The sequence below is a fragment of the Arcicella rigui genome (genome assembly GCF_034929435.1).
Taxonomy (GTDB): Bacteria; Bacteroidota; Bacteroidia; order Cytophagales; family Spirosomataceae; genus Arcicella; species Arcicella rigui.
Map to the genome: position 1 here is coordinate 1 of NZ_JAYFUM010000011.1, position 18,400 is coordinate 18,400.

An 18,400-nucleotide genomic window follows, 5' to 3' on the forward strand; every position below is an offset into this window, starting at 1 on the left:
AATTTACCGATTTGGACTTGTGATTATTCAAAAAACATCAACCCAAATCAAACTATTTTACAATTTTGATTACTTTAACTTGTTTAAAAATCAGGGCAACCTATTTTAGGCAAGGACAACTCCCCACTCCAAACTCAAAACTCAGCACTCAAAGCACTCTTTCCATTTGTTCACGGTCAAATTCGCCTTCGTTATTGGCTAACCATATTGTTGCTACGCCATTTCCGATAAAATTAGTGATGGCTCTCGCTTCCGACATAAATCTATCGACCCCCAAAAGTAAGGCTAAACCTTCTACAGGAATCACTTTTACCGCCGAAAGTGTGGAAGCCAACACAATAAAACCACTACCCGTCACACCAGCCGCACCTTTGGAAGTAATCATCAAGATACCGATTATCGTCAAGATTTGTTGCAAATCTAAGTGAACATTGAATACTTGTGCTAAAAAAAGTACCGCCATCGACAAATAAATGGTCGTTCCATCTAAATTAAAGGAATAACCCGCAGGAACAACCAAGCCCACAACCGACTTTGAACAACCCATTCTTTCCAATTTTTCCATCAAAGAAGGCAAAGCCGCTTCTGAAGAAGATGTTCCTAAAACAATCAGTAACTCTTCACGAATGTACTTTAAAAATTTCCAAAGATTGATTTTATACATTCTTAGAATAAAATACAATACCACAAAAACAAAAATTGCCATAGTGCTGTAAACCGTCACCATCAGTTTTCCCAAAGGTAAAAGCGTATGTACGCCGTATTTGGCAATGGTAAATGCCATGCCACCAAAAGCACCGACTGGAGCAAAAAGCATTACTTTGTGCAAAGCCCAAAATATTTTTTTAGAAATAGGTTGTAAAAAAGCCACAATGTCGTTACGTTTTGAGTAATTACTGAAAACCACCCCTAAAATAATAGCGATAATCAGTACTTGTAGCGTAGCGTTATCCATGAGAAACTTCAACCAACTAAAAGCCTCCGCCGATTTGGTATATTTTGAAATATCACCGCCTTTGATTTCAGAAGTCACTACGCCGTCGCCGGGGCGAATGATGTTGGCTGTAATAATACCGATGAAAAGGGCAAGCGTAGTTACTACCTCAAAGTACAACAATGCCTTCGCTCCTACTTTGCCTACTTTTTTTAAATCTCCCATCGAAATTATACCCAACATGATGGTAATAAAAATGATAGGACAAATAAAGATTTTGACAATACTGATAAAAATACTGCTGAGGAACTCGCTAAAAGTAGTCTTTATTTCGAACTCAGATAAATATAAACTGAATTTGATTGGCTTTTCTAAGATAGGTTGTAAGGCAATCGCAGGAGCAAAATGCCCCAACAGTACCCCAACGGTAATAGCGGTAAGTACCCAAAAAGTTAAGTTTTGAAATAGTTTTTTCATGGAAATTATCAATTGTTTAGCAATGATTTCTTTTAGTTAGAAATTGAGCGATTTAATGATTTAGTGATTAAGGTTTTGGAAATCAACAACTTGATTGTTATTGAAATGTCTTTTGCTGACTAATGGGCAATCTTATAAAAGACACTGAGGAACACAGAGAATATAATGAGGTTCACAGAGAAACATTGTAAAAATACTCTGTGAAACTCATTAAAACTCTGCTAAACTCTGTGTATGAAAATCGTCCATTAATCAGATTTTTTTGAATTTGTATCATTGCTTAAAACACTTTTCTAACAAGTAAAAGAATACTTTATGTATTTTAATAATTTGTTATGGAATTTAAAAATAAAGCATTAATCCATACCAAACAGCAACATTCAATAAAGATAATGGAATACTGATACTAACCATCTGTGTTGCTAAAGTTGGATTGAGCTTATAAGTTATGGCTATAATAGTGGCGGTATTCATCGAACCTAAGGTTGCTCCAATGACACAAAGTTTACCCAAAGGCGTGTATTCGCCCAGTATGAGGACATAAATTACAAAAATTAATAAAGGAGCAATGAATAATTTATACAATAAACCATAAAAAAGGGATTTCAAGTCTAATTGGTTTTTCTGAAAATTGATTTGTAAACCAATTGAAAGTAAAGCTAAAAAGCCAAAAGGATTTCCGATTTTATCTAATATTTGCTTACTCCACAAGGGAAAATGCCAGTCGAAAATATTCAGTACAAGTGCCAAACAAAAGGCTATAAATGGAGGAAATTTAAAAATATTTAAGATAACGGCTTTCATCGAAAAAGCAGCCGAAGAGTAATAAGATGCCGTAAAAATTCCTAACGTTCCGCACACTACAAACGAACCTGCTTGGCTCATCAAAATACCCGTTTGTAAACCTTCTTTGCCAAAAAGTACTTCAAAAATCGGAAAGCCAACGAATGAAATACTGCTGATGCCAGCCGTCAGAATCAATGCTCCCTTGGTATTAGAATCAATATTTATGAAAGATGCGACCAAATTAAAAAAAATAAAAGACCCAATATATAGCAAATAAGGCATCAAAATCGGGAGTAGAAGATTTTTACTAAAATGTATTTCGGTGGTATTGAGCAGGGTAACTGCTGGTAAGCACACATAAATAATAATGCTGTTTAAAACGCTTGGAGCATCCTCAGAAAAACTTTTCAGCCTTCTGAGGAGTACGCCAATGCTCAAGCAAACCAGTAGTAATAATAAGTTGGACAAATTGTAAATATTTATAAGTTGTACACAGTAGTAAAATGATAGCTATGAGTAGTGAGCTTTGAGCTAAAATAATTGATAAACGCTTATAACTTAATCGTTAGACTGCTATAATAATATGCTCCATTGAAACCAAACTGATTGGCATTTCTGGTATAAGGTACTTGTCCGTTTGAATAAGAAGCATAATTACTAAATACTTTATCTGGATATACATTGGTAAAATTGTTTCCGCCCAAAGTAAGGCTAAAATGCTTGTTGAAATTATAAACAACCGAGGCATCGAAGAGGTTTTTACCACCAAAAGTTTGACTGCGGTGGTTTTGTCCAGAAGGTTTTTCCCAAGCTGTCACTTCTCCAAAATATGAACTTCTAAAGTTGATGTTCCATTTTCCTACTTGATAGCCCAAAGATACCAATACTTTGCTATGTGGCTGACTGGTTTCAATCAAAGCTCTACTTACCGTGTCAATTAGCACCACCGTTGCTTTGGTATCTTGTTGCAAAGCCGTAGGTGTTGCTTTGATGTTGGTAATTTCTGTTTTATTGACCGTAAGGGCAACACTGGCGGTAAACTTACTTTTAGCACCAATGTTTTGTTTGTAAGAAGCCACTACATCTATCCCTTTCGTTCCTGTGTTGATGGCGTTGGTAAAAAAAGTAATTTCTTGAAAATTAGGAAACAGGTTCTTTAAAGCGGTAATATTGTTTACATTTAGGTTTTCGGTAATGATAATTCTATCAGAAATATCTATTTGATAAGCATCAATTGTCAATAAAAGATTTTTGCCCAAAGTAGCCGTAAGACCTAAATTATAGTTCCAAGAAGTTTCTGGTTTGGGGTCTTCGATACCAATTTGTTTTAAGCGTGGGTCGTCTGAAGGCAATTGTTTGGTACTTCTAATAATTCCATTCTGCACCGTAGAGGTTGTTGCGGCATTGGCAATTTGTTGCAATAGCGGTGCTCTGAAACCTTTATTAATTGAACCTCTGATTGAAAATACTTCTGTAATTTTCAATCTTGAAGCCAATTTTCCAGAAATATTACTGCCAAAATCACTATAATTTTCATAGCGTAAAGCAGCAGCGACCAACAAACGATTGGTAATATCACTTTCCACATCGGCATACACTCCTATATTTGAACGATTTACACTTTTTTCATCGGCTTTATCAATCCCTACCCTTCCTTGAGAACCGGGCGTTTTATTTTTGGTAGCCGCTAATGGGCCAACTAAGTACGATGCTTCATCACCTGCACTAAGTGCAAAATTATCAACTCGGTATTGTGCTCCAAAAGCAAAGTTGACAGATTTGGTATTCCATAAACCTAACACCGTTTTAGAAGCGTTGATTTCAGTCAAACTTTGTCCAAAAGAAATTCTACCGATGTAAAAATCTTTGGGAGAAGCCGCCCCCATCGAAGCATTTGAAGAGTTCTTAGCCGATTGGTCTAAATAGTTTCTTCCATAACCTGTACTAAAATCCCAATTCCAACCTGTAAAAGTTTTGCGTTTGATGCCTACAAAAGAAGAGTAATCGACCGACGTACCGGGCAATTCTGGCACATAACCATCGGGATACAAATCAACATTAGACGTAGCACTTGTGGGCAAAGCTGTACGAAGAAAAGCACGAGCAAATACGTCTTTCTGAGAAAATCCGCCAAAAGAGTAAAGCGTCCAATCAGTTTTTAAAGGAACATCAAGGTTATAAAACAATTGTCCCGATTTCATGGCATTACTTCCATAAGCTGTTGGGCGAAATGAACCATAAGTACCATCGCCCCAATATCCTCTTGATTTTAAAGCTGCTTCATCTGTTGCTTTTACGTTGGTATAAATCCCCGTATAAGCTCCGCCAGCGACGGGTTGAGGATTGTAAGGGTCTGAGCGGTCTGTTCCTGCTACATCCTGATAATTACCCGTAATATTTAATGAGGCTCTTTTTCCTAAAGCAAAACCGTAGTTTAAACCCACAGAATAGCCTCCGCCATCCCCTTCGCCAGTAACGCCATACTGGATTTGTGCTGTACCATTGTTTACAGATTTTTTCAAAACCAAATTGGCAATACCTGCAATGGCATCTGAGCCGTATTGAGCGGCGGCACCATCTCGTAAAATTTCCATTCTTTCCAAAGCCAAAGAAGGTACTGCGTTTAAATCTGTTACGACTGTTCCTTTTCCAACGGTTACGTTGTTGTTGAGTGCCGCAAACTGGTGATGTCTTTTGCCGTCGATGAGTACCAACATTTGGTCGGGAGATAAGCCTTTTAAAGATGCAGGGTCGGCATAATTGGCAACGCCATTGATACCATTTTTGGCTGAATTGAACGAAGGTGACATAAATTGTACTTGTTGCGACAATTCTGTTTGCCCAGTCGATTGCAATTCTTTGGCACTAATCACATCCACGGGAACGGGACGTTCAACATTGGTACGAGCCACCGTAGAGCGTGAACCAATGACTACAACTTCACCCAATTGTGCATTATCTTCTTTCAAAGTCAGGGCGATTACTTGTTTGGCACTGACTTTGATTTCTTCTTTTTTATATCCAATAAATGAAAACACCAGTACTTCGCCTTCTTTGGCAACGATACTAAACTTTCCTTCAGCATCGGTAACAGTACCTCTTGCTGTGCCTTTTACCAAAATACTTACGCCGACTAACGCTTCGCCTTTTTCACTGCTAATTTTGCCTGATACTTTTTCGTCTTCCACCACCACTTCTTTTTCACTGGGAAAAGCGTTGGTTTGTTCTTTACTTTTCTTCAAAATAATTTGCTCTTCTACCACTTCATAACGAATCTGATTAGGGAAAAGAAGTTTAGGTAAAACCGAATGCAAGGCTTCACGATTGACTTCTATGCTTACATCTTTATTAAGCTGAATCGTATTGTTGCTATACACAAAACGTACTCCCGACTGTTTTTCTATTTCTATCAAAACAGTCTTTAAGCTTACATTGCTTAGTTTGATAGACACTTCTCTGGTCAAAATTTGCTGGGCTTTGCTCGGAGAGCCTAAAGCCATCACCGAAAAGATAGCGAATAAAAGACATTGACTAATCGTAATTTTCATAATGGTTAGCATCGTATGCTTTAAAGCTAAAAATTTTTTCATTGGTTAATTAAATTTAGATTGTTTAATTTTTTTGGGACATAGTTTTCCCAGCTCACCCAAATTGATTTGAGTGCAGTAGGAGTTTTTATAGATTTGTTTTTTGCTATGTTATGGACAGCCGTTTCCTTTCAAGGAAATATTTTGTCCATCAATTACGTACTCCGCTTCTATGGAACGGCAAATGACTTCAAGAATCGTAGAGAGATGTACGTTGTCGAAATTTCCGCTCAAGCGGCAGTTTTGGAGTTTGGGTGATAATTCAATCTGTACATTAAAATTATGTTCGATGCTTTTTACAACATCTTCCATATTGGTGTCGTCGAATTGTAGCGATGACAATTCCCAATAAAATGTTTTATCAGGTGGCAAAACATTTACTTGCATTTCATCGGTTTTTGTTGCTAACACAACTTGTTGTTTTGGTAGTAGAATAATCTCTTTTTCTGTTTCATTTTTCACTGAAACTTTTCCTGTAACGACCGACACCTCAAAAGTTTCCATTGTTGGGTAAGCCTTTACGTTGAAGCTTGTACCTAAAACGGTGGTTGTCATTTTGCCTGAGTAAATCAAAAATGGACGAGCTTCATCTCTTTTAACGTCAAAAAAGGCTTCTCCTTTCAGGTTTACTTGTCTGTACAGTCGGTCAGATTGATTATAGCTCAATTGAGTTTTGGGCTGTAATAAAACGATACTTCCATCGGGTAAAACAACTTTGAGAATTTTAGCAGAAGAGTTTTCATACTTTGCCCAATCGGAAATTGGAATATCCGATTTGATTTTACTGATTTTCTCCTTGTCATTTGGCAAGAAATAAAACGATAGCCCAACTACAATCACCAATACCGCCGCCATACTTGCCACTGCCCAAACCCAACGAGGAGGATTGTATTTCTCCTTGTGTTTAATTTGCTCTTGAATTGCCTCCTTGATTTTATTTTTAAGTTCGGCTCGCTCTTCTTCGGTTAAATCACTCAAGCCGTCAGGTTTATTTTCAAACGAAGCGTACCATCTTTCAACAAAGAATCTTTCGCCCTCAGATGCTTCGTCGTTCAAGTAACGTTCTATTATTTCTTGATTTATTCTCATTTTATTCTTGCTTTCAAATACTAAGTGAAACAACACGCCTTTTTCCCCTATGCAGAAATAATATTTTTTTAAGAAAAATTTTTCTTCTATGAATAAAGTGAGAAATATCATCTGGATAAAAACAAAAAACAAGCCTTTTGAGCTTGTTTGGGGAATATTTCTTTCAAAATTGAATAATCTCTATTTTGAAGTATTTTTTATTTTCTTAATAATCTTTTCAACTTCTTGAATGGATAATCCAAAAGATTTTGAAATCAATTCAATTGATACTCCATTTTGAATTAATCCTTTTATACTATTGAAAGTTGTTTCCTCTCTAATTTCATCTGCAATAGTCATAGCAATCTTGTTTAGTTAGAAGAAGTTTTCAATTTTTTGATAATTTCTTCTACCTTTTGAACAGATATGCCAAAAGATTTTGAAATTAATTCAATTGAGGCTCCATTTTGAAGTAATCCCTTAACATAATTAAATGTAGTTTTTTCTCTTTCTTCTTCTCTAATTTCATCTGCAATAGTCATGGCAATATTGTTTAATTAGACGAAGTTTTCAATTTTTTGATAATTTCTTCTACCTTTTGAACCGATATGCCAAAAGATTTTGCGATAATCTCTGGAGTAATACCATTTTGAAGTAATCCTTTTATATGATTGAAAGTAGTTTCTTCTCTAATTTCATCTGCGATAGTCATGGCAATATTGTTTACATTTTGTGAAACCTGTGTAAATATAGGAGATAATTTATTCTGTGTCAAGTTAATACCTTCTTCGATATAACGGAAAGTAGTCTTTATAAAGTCATCTTGACGAGCCGAATCCAAAGCATTTAATTTATTGACTAAGAAGGGTGTTAAATTCAAAAAACTATTCATCTTGTCTCGGCTATGTTTCATCAGCATCGTAGCAAGACCTAACATATCACTCTTGAAATTTTCAATTTGATAATCTTCTATCCCATTTAAGGAAAATAAAAGATAATCAAACTGAGGAATAAATGGATGAAGACTTTCATGTGTATTCCCGAAATAAGTAAGCATCGAAAGTTTTTTCCAAGTACTTTCTCCATGATAAATCACCGTTGAAATAACAACCGACAATGGCTTATTTTGCTTTTGTTCCTCATGCCAAACATTGTTCATATAACGCAAAAGCTGTAAGTGAGGATATTTTTCTGGATATGATTTATGTTCAAAAAGTAAAGAAACCAATGCCTGCTGTCCAGCATATTCGGTCTGATAAACAATATCTGCCAAATGCTCAGATAAATCTGCATCTGTAAAAGAAGCGTTGATTTTCGTTAAAGTAAGAAGGTTTATTTTGTCCCTGATTTCAGAGGGAAAAGTTTCTTCAATAAAACTTTGAGCAATATCTAAACGAGAAAAAGTTTCTTTAAAGAATTTGTCGTGTGGATTATTTAGGTGACTCATTGTAATAGAACATTTCAGTTTTCTCAAAATTAATGCAATACAGGTATTAAAAAAATAGATAGAGCTGTATAATCGCTCAAGGCTTCTCTTAAAATTTTTAAGGCTTTAGTCATCTGATTTTCAACGGTTTTCTCTGAAATATCCAAACGCTCAGAAATTTCTCTTTGCGACAGTCCCGTTCTTTTCATCAAAAATATTTCTCTGCATCTTTCAGGTAAAGCTTGCAAGGCTTGTTGATAGGCTTCATTCAACTCATCAAAAGCAACCATTTGTTCTGTAAAGTTGCTGTCTTCGCTTGGTAATGGATTATTTGAGTATTGTTCAAACAAATTGTTCTTTTTGTATTGTGCAATCACCAAATACTTCACCGAAGAGAACAAATAGGCTTCGATAGTCGTATTGATTTCAAGTTTTTTTCTGCGTTCCCACAAGGAAATAAACAAATCTTGAATTACTTCTTCGGTAAGTTCTCGGTTTTGTAATCGTTTATAAGCCGCAGCGTACAATTTTGAATAAAACTTTTGATACAAAAAATCAAAGGCTCTGGCATCACTTGCGGCAAGCGATGTGAGGATTTCTTGGTCGGTATCAAATATTTTTATCTGCATAATTTAGTACAAAGTAAATATATATTTGTACGAAACATACAAGCCAAAAATATATTTACAAATTTTTTCAGGAATTAACCTTAACATAACAACAATTCTATTTTTGAAATCTTAGTTTTGCTAATCAATCTTTCAACCATGCAATCGACAAAACTTATGACCATTTTTCGTCTTCTTCCTTTACTCTTTTTATCAATGTTTGCTCAAGCTCAAACTACCGAAATAGATACGCATCCCAATGCTTTAAATTTCTTAGTTATGGGCGACTGGGGAAGAAATGGTGCTGACCACCAAAAACCTGTAGCTGCCCAAATGGGAAAAGTAGCAACTAAAATCAAATCGGAGTTTGTGATTGCTACGGGTGATAATTTTTATCCAAGTGGCGTTATCAGCGAATTTGACCCACTTTTTAAATACTCTTTTGAAGATATTTATACAGATTTTTCTTTGCAGTGGGACTGGTATCCAGTTTTGGGGAATCATGATTATAAATCAAATCCTGATGCACAAGTGGCTTATACCAAAATCAGCCGTCGTTGGAAAATGCCTGCTCGTTATTATTCTAAAATATTTTCAATCGACGATAAAAACCAAGTATTAATTGCGTTCATCGACACAAACCCTTTAATTCCTGAATTTTATAAAGGCGAGTACAGCAAAGCTGTAATTAGTCAAGATAGTACAGCTCAGAAAAAATGGTTAGAAAAAACACTTGCCAATAATTCGCCCACAATCAAGTGGAAAATTGTAGTTGGGCATCATCCCCTTTATACCGCTACCGAAAAAAGAAGAGAAAGTTATGATACTCGTGCCATTCGTAATTCTTTGAAATCAGTTTTGGACAAATATCAAGTAGATGCCTATTTGTGCGGACACGACCACGATTTACAACATTTGAAACCAGAAGGAAAAACACATTATTTCGTTTCGGGTGCAGCTTCTGAAAAAACAGCGATTGGTACTTTGCCCATCAGTAAATTGGCACTTTCCGACTACGGATTTATGGTATTTTCGGCTACACCCGACAAGCTTTTTGTACAAGTAATCAACGAAGAAGGCAAAGTAGTTTACAATACTGAATTGAGTAAGTAAACAGATTCTTGAATAAAATTAGGTATTAAAAGGAATAGCGATTCAAAACTTTCGGACAAAAGCTTTGAATCGCTATTTTTATTTTTACATTTTTTAAGAATATGACCCTTTCAGAATTAACGATAATCAACTAAAAAACAAACACTTACACAAAGTCACATGATTGTGCTATGAATAAATTCTTGGCATTCTGAATTTATTCTGCAATTTTTGTACTTTAATTTTTGTTCTAATTCTACAAATAATTGACGAGTGATTATTACAAAAATTAGCAATAAATAGTATTAAATTTAACAATGGCAGAGCATACCAAATGCCTTATTATAGGCTCAGGACCAGCGGGTTACACCGCCGCAATTTACGCTTCACGTGCAGGTTTAGCACCCATCATGTATCAAGGCCCACAACCGGGAGGACAATTAACGATTACAAATGATGTAGAAAACTTCCCTGGTTATCCAGAAGGAATACAAGGTCCAGTAATGATGCAAGACCTTGAAAAACAGGCTCGCAGATTCGGAACTGATGTGCGTTATGGAATGGTTACTTCGGTTGACTTTTCGGTAAGTCCTAAAAAAGTAATCGTTGACGATACACAAGAAATCTTAGCTGATGCCGTTATTATTTCTACGGGAGCTTCGGCAAAATGGTTAGGTTTACCTTCCGAACAAGAATTTAACGGTCGTGGGGTTTCGGCTTGTGCAGTTTGTGATGGTTTCTTTTTCCGTAATCAAGAAGTAGCAATCGTAGGTGGTGGCGATACAGCAGCCGAAGAAGCTACTTATTTGGCTAACTTATGTAAGAAAGTTCACATGATTGTGCGTCGTGATGAATTACGTGCTTCGCAGATTATGCAAAAAAGAGTAACCTCGAATCCGAAAATTGAAATGCACTGGAATTCATCAACAGATGAAATTTTGGGTGATGATAGCGGCGTAACTGGCGTAAGAATTAAAAACAATGTTTCGGGCGAAACAACAGTTTTACCAGTAACAGGTTTCTTTGTAGCGATTGGTCATAAACCTAACACGGATATTTTCAAAGGTTTCTTAGAAATGGACGAAGCAGGTTATATAATTACAGAAAAAGGTTCTTCTCGCACGAATATTGCAGGAGTATTTGCTTCGGGTGATGCCCAAGACAATATTTACCGCCAAGCCATCACGGCAGCAGGTACAGGTTGTATGGCAGCTTTGGACGCAGAAAGATGGTTGGCTGAAAACGAATTACATTAGTATAAAGTAATTATAACGTAATTAATGAACTAATGGAATTCAACTATTAGATTTTCATTAAAAAAATTACAAATGAACAAGATTAAAAACTTATTAGTAGCATTTTTTTGTTTAAGCTCATTCTTAACTTTTGCACAGGAATCTGGAAGTTTCAAGAAAAACCCAAAGATTAATGTGAAAAGTAATGCTGGTTTACAGAAAGATAAAAAGAAGGAAGATGAAGAGTTAGGTGAATTACCTAAATTACAATTTAGGAATGAATATGAAACCGAAACAATTTCTACGCCTTCGGCTATCACGGCATCTTCAAAATATGAGCCTGCTAAAGAACTGAATGCTTCAATAAGTGTTTTTGATACTACTTCTGTGGACGAAAGAGAGCCTTTGATTGTGGAAATCGAAGAGGAAAACCGCACAGAAGGCAGTGACGATTTTGTATCTGTTGCCACTTACTTCTCTATTTGGGATGCTACTAATATCGACCCTTACGGCATTAATCCAAAAGATTTTGACGACGTAGTTGATATTGAGCTTTACAATAAAGAACAAGGTAGATTTTGGTCAGTTCCAAACAATGCCCCAAAACTTACTTCTGTTTTCGGGCCACGTTGGGGAAGAATGCACTCAGGCGTTGATATTGATTTAGAAACTGGCGACCCCGTTTATGCGGCTTTTGACGGAATCGTAAGAGTATCAGGTTATGATGGTGGTGGTTATGGAAAGTTTTTGGTAGTTCGTCATTACAATGGTTTAGAAACCCTTTACGGTCACTTATCTGCTAAAAACTTTGAATCTGGAGCTTATGTAAAAGCTGGAGACCAAATTGGTTTGGGCGGTAACACAGGTAGAAGTACAGGTTCACATTTACACTTTGAAACCCGTTATGAAGGAAACCCTTTCAATCCTGCGATTTATGTTTTCAATTTTGCAGGCGATAGAACAGAACCTGTTTCAGACCATATCTTGATTTCGGCAAGAGTTTTTGATACTTATGGTTTGACTTTGGATAACGAGTACGGTTCGAGTGCAAGAAAAATTCAAACACGTAGAACTGCTTGGACAACCACTCGTCATGGCGATTCGCTTTATTCAATTGCCAACCGTGCAGGAATTTCAGTAGAAAAATTAGCCAGAATGAACGGTCTTAGAATATCGGCCAATCTGAGAGTTGGACGCAGACTAAGAATCCATTAATCTTTTTCTGATAAAAAAGAGCCAATAGAAGTTTTTTCTATTGGCTCTTTTATTTTTTAGCCAATTTCATTCTTAAATTGCAATGGTTTTAATTCCAAAGATTTTACAAGAAATATAAATGAAATTAGATATTTTAGTGATGGCGGCTCATCCAGATGATGCCGAGTTAGGGTGTTCTGGAACAATTTGTTTACAGATTGCAAAAGGTAAAAAGGTAGGAATCGTTGACTTTACTCGTGGAGAATTAGGAACAAGAGGTACACCAGAAATTCGTTTGGCTGAATCAGCCGAAGCTACAAGAATCTTGGGCGTTCATGCTCGTGAAAACTTAGGTTTTAGAGATGGTTTCTTTGTCAATGACGAAGAACATCAAATGAAATTAATCAGAGTAATTCGTCGCTATCAGCCTGAAATTGTGTTAGCCAATGCTATCGACGACCGCCATCCCGACCACCGAAAAGCCTGTGAACTTGCTGTGGATGCTTGCTTTAAATCTGGCTTGAGAATGGTTAATACTTTTGAAGATGACGGTACTTTACAACAAGCTTGGCGACCTAAAAATCTTTATCATTATATTCAAGACCGCTACATCGACCCGCATTTTGTAGTTGATATTTCAGATTTTTGGAAACAAAAAGAGGCTTCAATCAGAGCATTCAGAAGTCAGTTCTATGACCCAAATTCAACCGAACCAGATTCTTATCTGAGTTCTCCAGCATTTTTAGAATTTGTTATTGCCCGCAACCGTGAAATGGGCCATTATGTAGGGGCAGATTACGGTGAAGGCTATACCAGTTACAAAAAAATTGGCGTTAGCGACTTATTCGATTTAAAATAAATCAACCTTTTAATACAAAGATTTTCAAAAGCCGTAAATGAATACAATTGGAAAAGATTGACTCATTTACGGCTTTTTTGTCAATGAACAAAACTTATGAAACCAAACATAGAAGTAAAACAATTACTTGATGACGAAAGCAAACACCTCGAAAAACTTCATGCAATTGTAGAAGAAACCATCAAGTCAGAACAATTAATTGTTCAAAATCTATTGAATCCGCCAATAGAAGAAATCACTGAAGGGCAGGCTATTTCTGATAAAGTTGCCAAGTTTGGCGGAAGTTGGAAGTTTATCATCATTTTTGCAGTCATACTTACAGTTTGGATTATTTTCAATACTGTAATGATTACGAAATATCGTTTTGACCCCTACCCTTTTATTTTGATGAATTTGGTACTTTCGTGTATTGCTGCCTTGCAAGCTCCAATCATTATGATGAGCCAAAACCGTCAGGAAGAAAAAGATAGAAAAAGAAGTGAAAATGACTACTTGATTAACCTAAAAGCTGAAATGCAAATCAGAAGTTTACAGCAAAAAATGGATTTGTTGCTGGAAGAACAAATCAGAACGCTAATCGACTCGCATACCAAGCAAATTTATTTATTGAATGAAATCAATAACAAACTTGAACGTCTAAGTAAAAAATGAGAGAAGAATTTTATGAGCAAGTATTTGAAAAGCTTGATTTTTCAAAACAAGTAATCAAGGGAAATGAGTACGAAAGTTGTACTTTCAAAAATTGTGATTTTTCAAATAGTAACCTTGCCAATAATGATTTTATAGATTGTACTTTCGAAAGCTGTAACCTCAGCAGTGCCAACCTCAACAATACCAGCTTAAAAACAGTGCAATTTATTGATTGTAAAATAATTGGGGTTGATTTCAGCATTTGTAAACCTTTTTTATTTGCTGTTTATTTCAAAAACTGTTCTTTGAATTATACTTATTTTTTCAAGAAAAAGCTTCAAAAAACAAAGTTTGAAAATTGTCAAATTCAAGAGGCAAATTTCTCGGAAGCAGATTTAACGGGAGCGTCTTTTCACGATTGTAATTTATTGAATACGGTTTTCGACAAAACCAATCTGACACAAGTAGATTTCAGAAGAGCCGAACATTTTGCTATTAATCCAGAAAAGAACACGATTAAAAAAGCAAAATTTTCTTATGATGGACTAAGAGGTTTGTTGTATCAATATGAGATTGTGATTGAGTAATGTTCTAATGATGATGTCAAAAAGCCAACTGATAGCATGACTTCAAGTCATGCCATCAGTAATACTTCTGGCTTATCCCCCTCGCTTGGTGTAATGTTCCTTTACTTAGTTTAATTTAAGACTCATCTTGTTTCAATGAATTGATATAAAGTAAAATATAACAGGCATCTTGTTAAATCAAATGAAGATAAAGTAAAATGCAATAGGCATCTTGTTTGAGAGAATTGACATAAAGTACAATTGTATCAAGACATTGTTTAATACAAATACTATAAAGTAAAGTGAAATAGGTATAATTAAAAAGAAGGTTTCTAACCTTATAAGTTATATTTTGGACTTAATGCTGATAATTTTAATTTTAGCTGCTCATAATAAGGTTGCCAGCCATCCCTTATTAGTATTGGATCTGTGTTGAAGTTATCATCGCAAATTGAAAGTTTTCTATCAAAATCTGGGTCATTACATAGTTTAGAAATAATTAATACTCTAAACAAGTAACTACCCATACCATCAATTATCTCATACCATCCCTTACCTTCTTGCTCCAATTTATCCATCTCAATTAACAGATTAGGTAAATAACTATATTTATCAAGAAAAGCCTTGCCGTTGGTTTCAGTATAGTGTTTAATAGCTTTGGCATATTCTTGTACTTGCTTTTTGGTTTCTAAAGGTCGGTCTTCATTGATATTAATTTCTGAATTATTATCAATTATGGTAGATAGAAAGTATTTATCTTTTTTAAGATAATCATCTAATATCCAATTTGGGCCACTTATCTCTAATATAATATCCTCTATTTCTAAATGTGAAATATTAAACCTTGAAAACCCGACTTCACTTCCATTCCTAAAAAAGTTAAAGAAGAAATGGACAACTATACCTTGGTCAACCTTTACAAACCGTGGGTCACCAGAGTTATTGAAAAATTTATATTTCCTGTCATTGAAATAGGGTTTCAGAATATCAAATAATTCTTTTCTTACACTTTGCATCTTTGATTATAGTTTTGAGTTTCAGCCAATTTATGTCAAGGGGGTTAAATTTGCAATGTTTATTGCTCTTAATTGTATCAAAACAGGTCATACCATTTTAGTTCTTAAGCTCTACATCAAGCCACGATTAACTAAAAAGAGCGTATTGTCAAATTTCTACAATTTGTCAATACGCTCTTGGGGGTAGGTTTTGAAACTTTTTAATTGGCTTTCACCCGATTGTTTTCAGATTCCGAACCTGTTTTGCGATTACGGGTAGCTTTGAGTTTCTGGTTGCCAAACGAGTAATTAAACGATAAGCGTACATTGCGTGAGGCTTGGCGTTGGTAATAACTGAGGTTGATGTCCTGAAATTCGATTGTGCCGCTTACTTTTTCTGTATAAAAAACGTCGTTGAAACTGAGCGAAAGTTTGCCTTTTCCTTCAAACATTTTTTGTTGTAAGCCTATCGTCAATGCTCCCATTGGTTTGAGTCGCAAAAATTCCTGTTGTGAATGAGTCATGTACCAGCCGTTGATTTCTGCTCCTAAGTTTTTCAAAATTTTGATGTTTACATTGATATACGCCAACCAATTGACACGTCCTTGGTCGAAGGTTGCTCCTAAATAATTGGCATTGTAGCTGTTGTAAATCAGTTGATTACCCCCAAATCCTGAGATTCTTTTACCGATATTTAAAGGGAAATTGAGTTCGACAAAGTAATTTTTATAAGTAGCCAAATTTTGTGCCGTCGTAAAAGTACGCTTGGTTTCAAGGTCTTGTTGTGGGGCATTTTCTATAATCACATCGTCGGTTTTGTTATAACCCAAAGCAAAGAACGGCTGTCCGTCGAAAGTCACTTGCATTTTGATTTCGTTGGTCAACTGTGGTTTAAGCAAAGGATTCCCTTTGGTATAAGTCAACGAGTCGATTTGGTACTGAAAAGGATTTTGCTGTTGGTAACTTGGTCGGTCTATTCTGCGATTGAAAGAGGTAGTCACTGCCAAGTTTTTGTTGATTTTACGGGTCAAATATACGCTTGGGAACAACTGCAAATAATTACGGTCGAGTACGTTTTGGTTTTCTGCCCGACTAAAACCTGTGGCAATGGTTTGCTCGGCTCGTAGTCCCGTTTGGATTTCCCATTTTTCACTCAATTTTGTATTAAAATTGATATAGGCTGCATTGATGTTTTCTTTATAATTAAACACATTGCTACGGGCTACATCTAATTGTTGGGCTTGGTAAAATTTCAAATCGTTGTCGATGGTGGCAAAGCTAACTTTTGCCCCTGTTTCCCATTTGGTATGAGCGTTTACAGGGTAAGTATAATCCAATTTAGCGGTAAAAAACTTCACTGGATTATCTACCTCTTGCGAAGTTTTGCGGTTAATATCATTGTCTATTACCGTGATAAGGTTCTGGCTTTTAAGACGATAGGTTACATAATCTAAATCCACGTTCAATTCTCTTCCTGTGGTATCAAAGCTATGTTTCCAGTTGAGGTTATAGCCGATGTTTGAGCGACTGACAGGTTGCTCGTTGATAGTCTGGAAAGCATTTTTCAATACTTTACTCGTGGCATCATATACGTTGGTGATGGCTCGGTTTGTACCCGTGCCTTGGCGGTCAAAGCCTGTAAGGAGGATGCCAAAAGTATTTTTACGATTGATGTAAAAGTCGATACCTGCCCGAACATTGTGTACTTTGGCTTCGTTGGGCATCATGGTAGCATTGTTGAAAAGGTCGTTGCCAATGATGCGGTCAATTTTGGTGAGTTCGTAATAAGTACGGTCGGCGTAAGTATAATTCCCGAAAACGTTGATTTTTCCTTTGCGATGGTTGACCGATAGCGTTGGCGACAAGCCTCCAAAAAAGTCGTTGGCACTGCGGTTTACTTCACGGTTGTCGAACCAAGAACCACGAGCCGAAAAACCAATAGAGCCATTTGTGCCTAAATCGGCATTACGTTTCATAATAATATTGATGATAGCTCCGCCCGAAGCGTCATAACGAGCCGATGGATTTTTGATGACCTCAATTTTGTCGATGGCATTGCTGGGCATATCACGTAAAACCTGATTCATGTCGGTATATTGCGAAGGTTTGCCATCAATCATAATCGACACCGAAGCTTTGCCTGCAATAGTGATGCGTTCTTGGGCGATAATCAAGCCAGGTACTTTTTGCAACACTTCTAAAGCGGTGCTTCCTGCCGCCGTTGGGCTACTGGCTACATTGACAATCATTTTATCAATGCGTTGTTCTAAAAAAGGCTTTTGAGCCGTTACGGTTACTTCGTCGAGTTGCTTGCTACTGGCTACTAATTGAAGCGTTGGTACTTGAACAGCCTTGTTTTCTACCACAAAAGTAGGCGACAATAAGCGGTTATAGCCCACCATTGAGGCAGCCATGAGGTACTTGCCATTTTTAACGGCATCGAAGGTATAATTGCCATCGGCATCGGTTAAGTTGGCTTTTACCATCGACGAATCTTTTGCCGATAACAAGGCGATTGTTGCAAAGGGGGCAGCTTGTTTTTTCTCATCTAATACTTTACCAGAAACGACCTGTTGGGCAAAACTGAGATTGCCGATAAACATGAGATTGATGAATAGTAAGAGGCTTTTTTTCATAATGCTTGATTAATCAATTTGAAAATTTGCTTTCGCAATTTGAAAATTTGGTGATTTGAAAATTTGAAAATGGTCTTTATTTAATTTGAAAGTGTGTCAATTTGAAGATTTGAAAATTAAAACTCATCTTCAAATCTTCAAATTGGCACATCTTCAAATTTTCAAATCACCACATCTTCAAATCATCTTTCCAGATGCAAAATTCTTTCTTAGAGTTGCATAAGTAGATAATTTTAGGAGATTTTTCTGGTTAGCATCGAAGAAAAAATGTGTATGAGTACTCGTTGAGAAAGGGAGAAATCGTCAT

General features: G+C 36.1%; 16 protein-coding genes. 6 read left to right on the forward strand and 10 right to left on the reverse strand.

Features of this window, described 5'->3' with window-relative positions; all coding sequences use genetic code 11:
• Window positions 1–148: 148 nt before the first annotated feature.
• The 8 genes from VB248_RS10735 to VB248_RS10770 all read right to left on the reverse strand — a co-directional run bounded on the left by VB248_RS10735 (window position 149) and on the right by VB248_RS10770 (window position 8,907).
• Complete coding sequence (locus VB248_RS10735; RefSeq protein WP_323296776.1) at window positions 149–1,411, reverse strand: cation:dicarboxylate symporter family transporter; 1,263 nt, start codon at window positions 1,409–1,411, stop codon at window positions 149–151.
• A 342-nt stretch (window positions 1,412–1,753) separates the two neighbouring features.
• The gene (locus VB248_RS10740) at window positions 1,754–2,665 is read right to left on the reverse strand and encodes an AEC family transporter (RefSeq protein WP_323296777.1); all 912 of its coding nucleotides are present in this window, start codon (window positions 2,663–2,665) and stop codon (window positions 1,754–1,756) included.
• 83 nt (window positions 2,666–2,748) lie between these two features.
• Window positions 2,749–5,787 carry a TonB-dependent receptor gene (locus VB248_RS10745; RefSeq protein WP_323296778.1) on the reverse strand — a complete coding sequence of 1,013 codons (3,039 nt, stop codon included), beginning with the start codon at window positions 5,785–5,787 and terminating at the stop codon, window positions 2,749–2,751.
• A 108-nt stretch (window positions 5,788–5,895) separates the two neighbouring features.
• Entirely contained in the window at window positions 5,896–6,873 is a 978-nt protein-coding gene (locus VB248_RS10750) for a FecR family protein (protein ID WP_323296779.1), read from the reverse strand.
• Window positions 6,874–7,053: 180 nt separating this feature from the next.
• Window positions 7,054–7,212, reverse strand: a complete 159-nt coding sequence (locus tag VB248_RS10755; protein WP_323296780.1) for a hypothetical protein — start codon at window positions 7,210–7,212, stop codon at window positions 7,054–7,056.
• 11 nt (window positions 7,213–7,223) lie between these two features.
• Window positions 7,224–7,394 (reverse strand): hypothetical protein, encoded by a 171-nt coding sequence (locus tag VB248_RS10760; RefSeq protein ID WP_323296781.1) that lies wholly within the window; start codon window positions 7,392–7,394, stop codon window positions 7,224–7,226.
• 11 nt (window positions 7,395–7,405) lie between these two features.
• Window positions 7,406–8,299 carry an Rpn family recombination-promoting nuclease/putative transposase gene (locus tag VB248_RS10765; protein ID WP_323296782.1) on the reverse strand — a complete coding sequence of 298 codons (894 nt, stop codon included), beginning with the start codon at window positions 8,297–8,299 and terminating at the stop codon, window positions 7,406–7,408.
• Window positions 8,300–8,328: 29 nt separating this feature from the next.
• Window positions 8,329–8,907, reverse strand: coding sequence for an RNA polymerase sigma-70 factor (locus tag VB248_RS10770; RefSeq protein ID WP_323296783.1), 579 nt, complete (start codon window positions 8,905–8,907; stop codon window positions 8,329–8,331).
• Window positions 8,908–9,045: 138 nt separating this feature from the next.
• On the opposite strand from VB248_RS10770, the gene VB248_RS10775 reads away from it, so the two are divergent.
• The 6 genes from VB248_RS10775 (at window position 9,046) to VB248_RS10800 (ending at window position 14,483) form a co-directional block, all read left to right on the forward strand.
• Window positions 9,046–9,999: a purple acid phosphatase family protein gene (locus tag VB248_RS10775; RefSeq protein WP_323296784.1), complete on the forward strand. Its 954-nt coding sequence runs from the start codon at window positions 9,046–9,048 to the stop codon at window positions 9,997–9,999.
• Window positions 10,000–10,295: 296 nt separating this feature from the next.
• Complete coding sequence (gene trxB / locus VB248_RS10780) at window positions 10,296–11,234, forward strand: thioredoxin-disulfide reductase (protein WP_323296785.1); 939 nt, start codon at window positions 10,296–10,298, stop codon at window positions 11,232–11,234.
• Window positions 11,235–11,306: 72 nt separating this feature from the next.
• On the forward strand, window positions 11,307–12,428 hold the full coding sequence (locus tag VB248_RS10785) for a peptidoglycan DD-metalloendopeptidase family protein (protein WP_323296786.1): 1,122 nt from the start codon (window positions 11,307–11,309) through the stop codon (window positions 12,426–12,428).
• Between the two features lie 118 nt (window positions 12,429–12,546).
• A complete protein-coding gene (bshB1, locus tag VB248_RS10790) occupies window positions 12,547–13,266 on the forward strand; it encodes a bacillithiol biosynthesis deacetylase BshB1 (protein ID WP_323296787.1) in 720 nt (239 codons plus the stop codon).
• 96 nt (window positions 13,267–13,362) lie between these two features.
• Window positions 13,363–13,917 carry a DUF1003 domain-containing protein gene (locus VB248_RS10795; RefSeq protein WP_323296788.1) on the forward strand — a complete coding sequence of 185 codons (555 nt, stop codon included), beginning with the start codon at window positions 13,363–13,365 and terminating at the stop codon, window positions 13,915–13,917.
• On the forward strand, window positions 13,914–14,483 hold the full coding sequence (locus tag VB248_RS10800) for a pentapeptide repeat-containing protein (RefSeq protein ID WP_323296789.1): 570 nt from the start codon (window positions 13,914–13,916) through the stop codon (window positions 14,481–14,483). Before VB248_RS10795 ends, VB248_RS10800 begins: the two co-directional genes overlap by 4 nt.
• Window positions 14,484–14,800: 317 nt before the next feature.
• Here the strand turns inward: VB248_RS10800 and VB248_RS10805 are convergent, their stop codons facing one another.
• Together VB248_RS10805 and VB248_RS10810 are read right to left on the reverse strand one after the other, a co-directional pair.
• Window positions 14,801–15,478, reverse strand: coding sequence for a hypothetical protein (locus VB248_RS10805; RefSeq protein WP_323296790.1), 678 nt, complete (start codon window positions 15,476–15,478; stop codon window positions 14,801–14,803).
• Window positions 15,479–15,678: 200 nt separating this feature from the next.
• Complete coding sequence (locus VB248_RS10810) at window positions 15,679–18,093, reverse strand: TonB-dependent receptor domain-containing protein (RefSeq protein ID WP_323296791.1); 2,415 nt, start codon at window positions 18,091–18,093, stop codon at window positions 15,679–15,681.
• Between the last annotated feature and the right edge of the window lie 307 nt (window positions 18,094–18,400).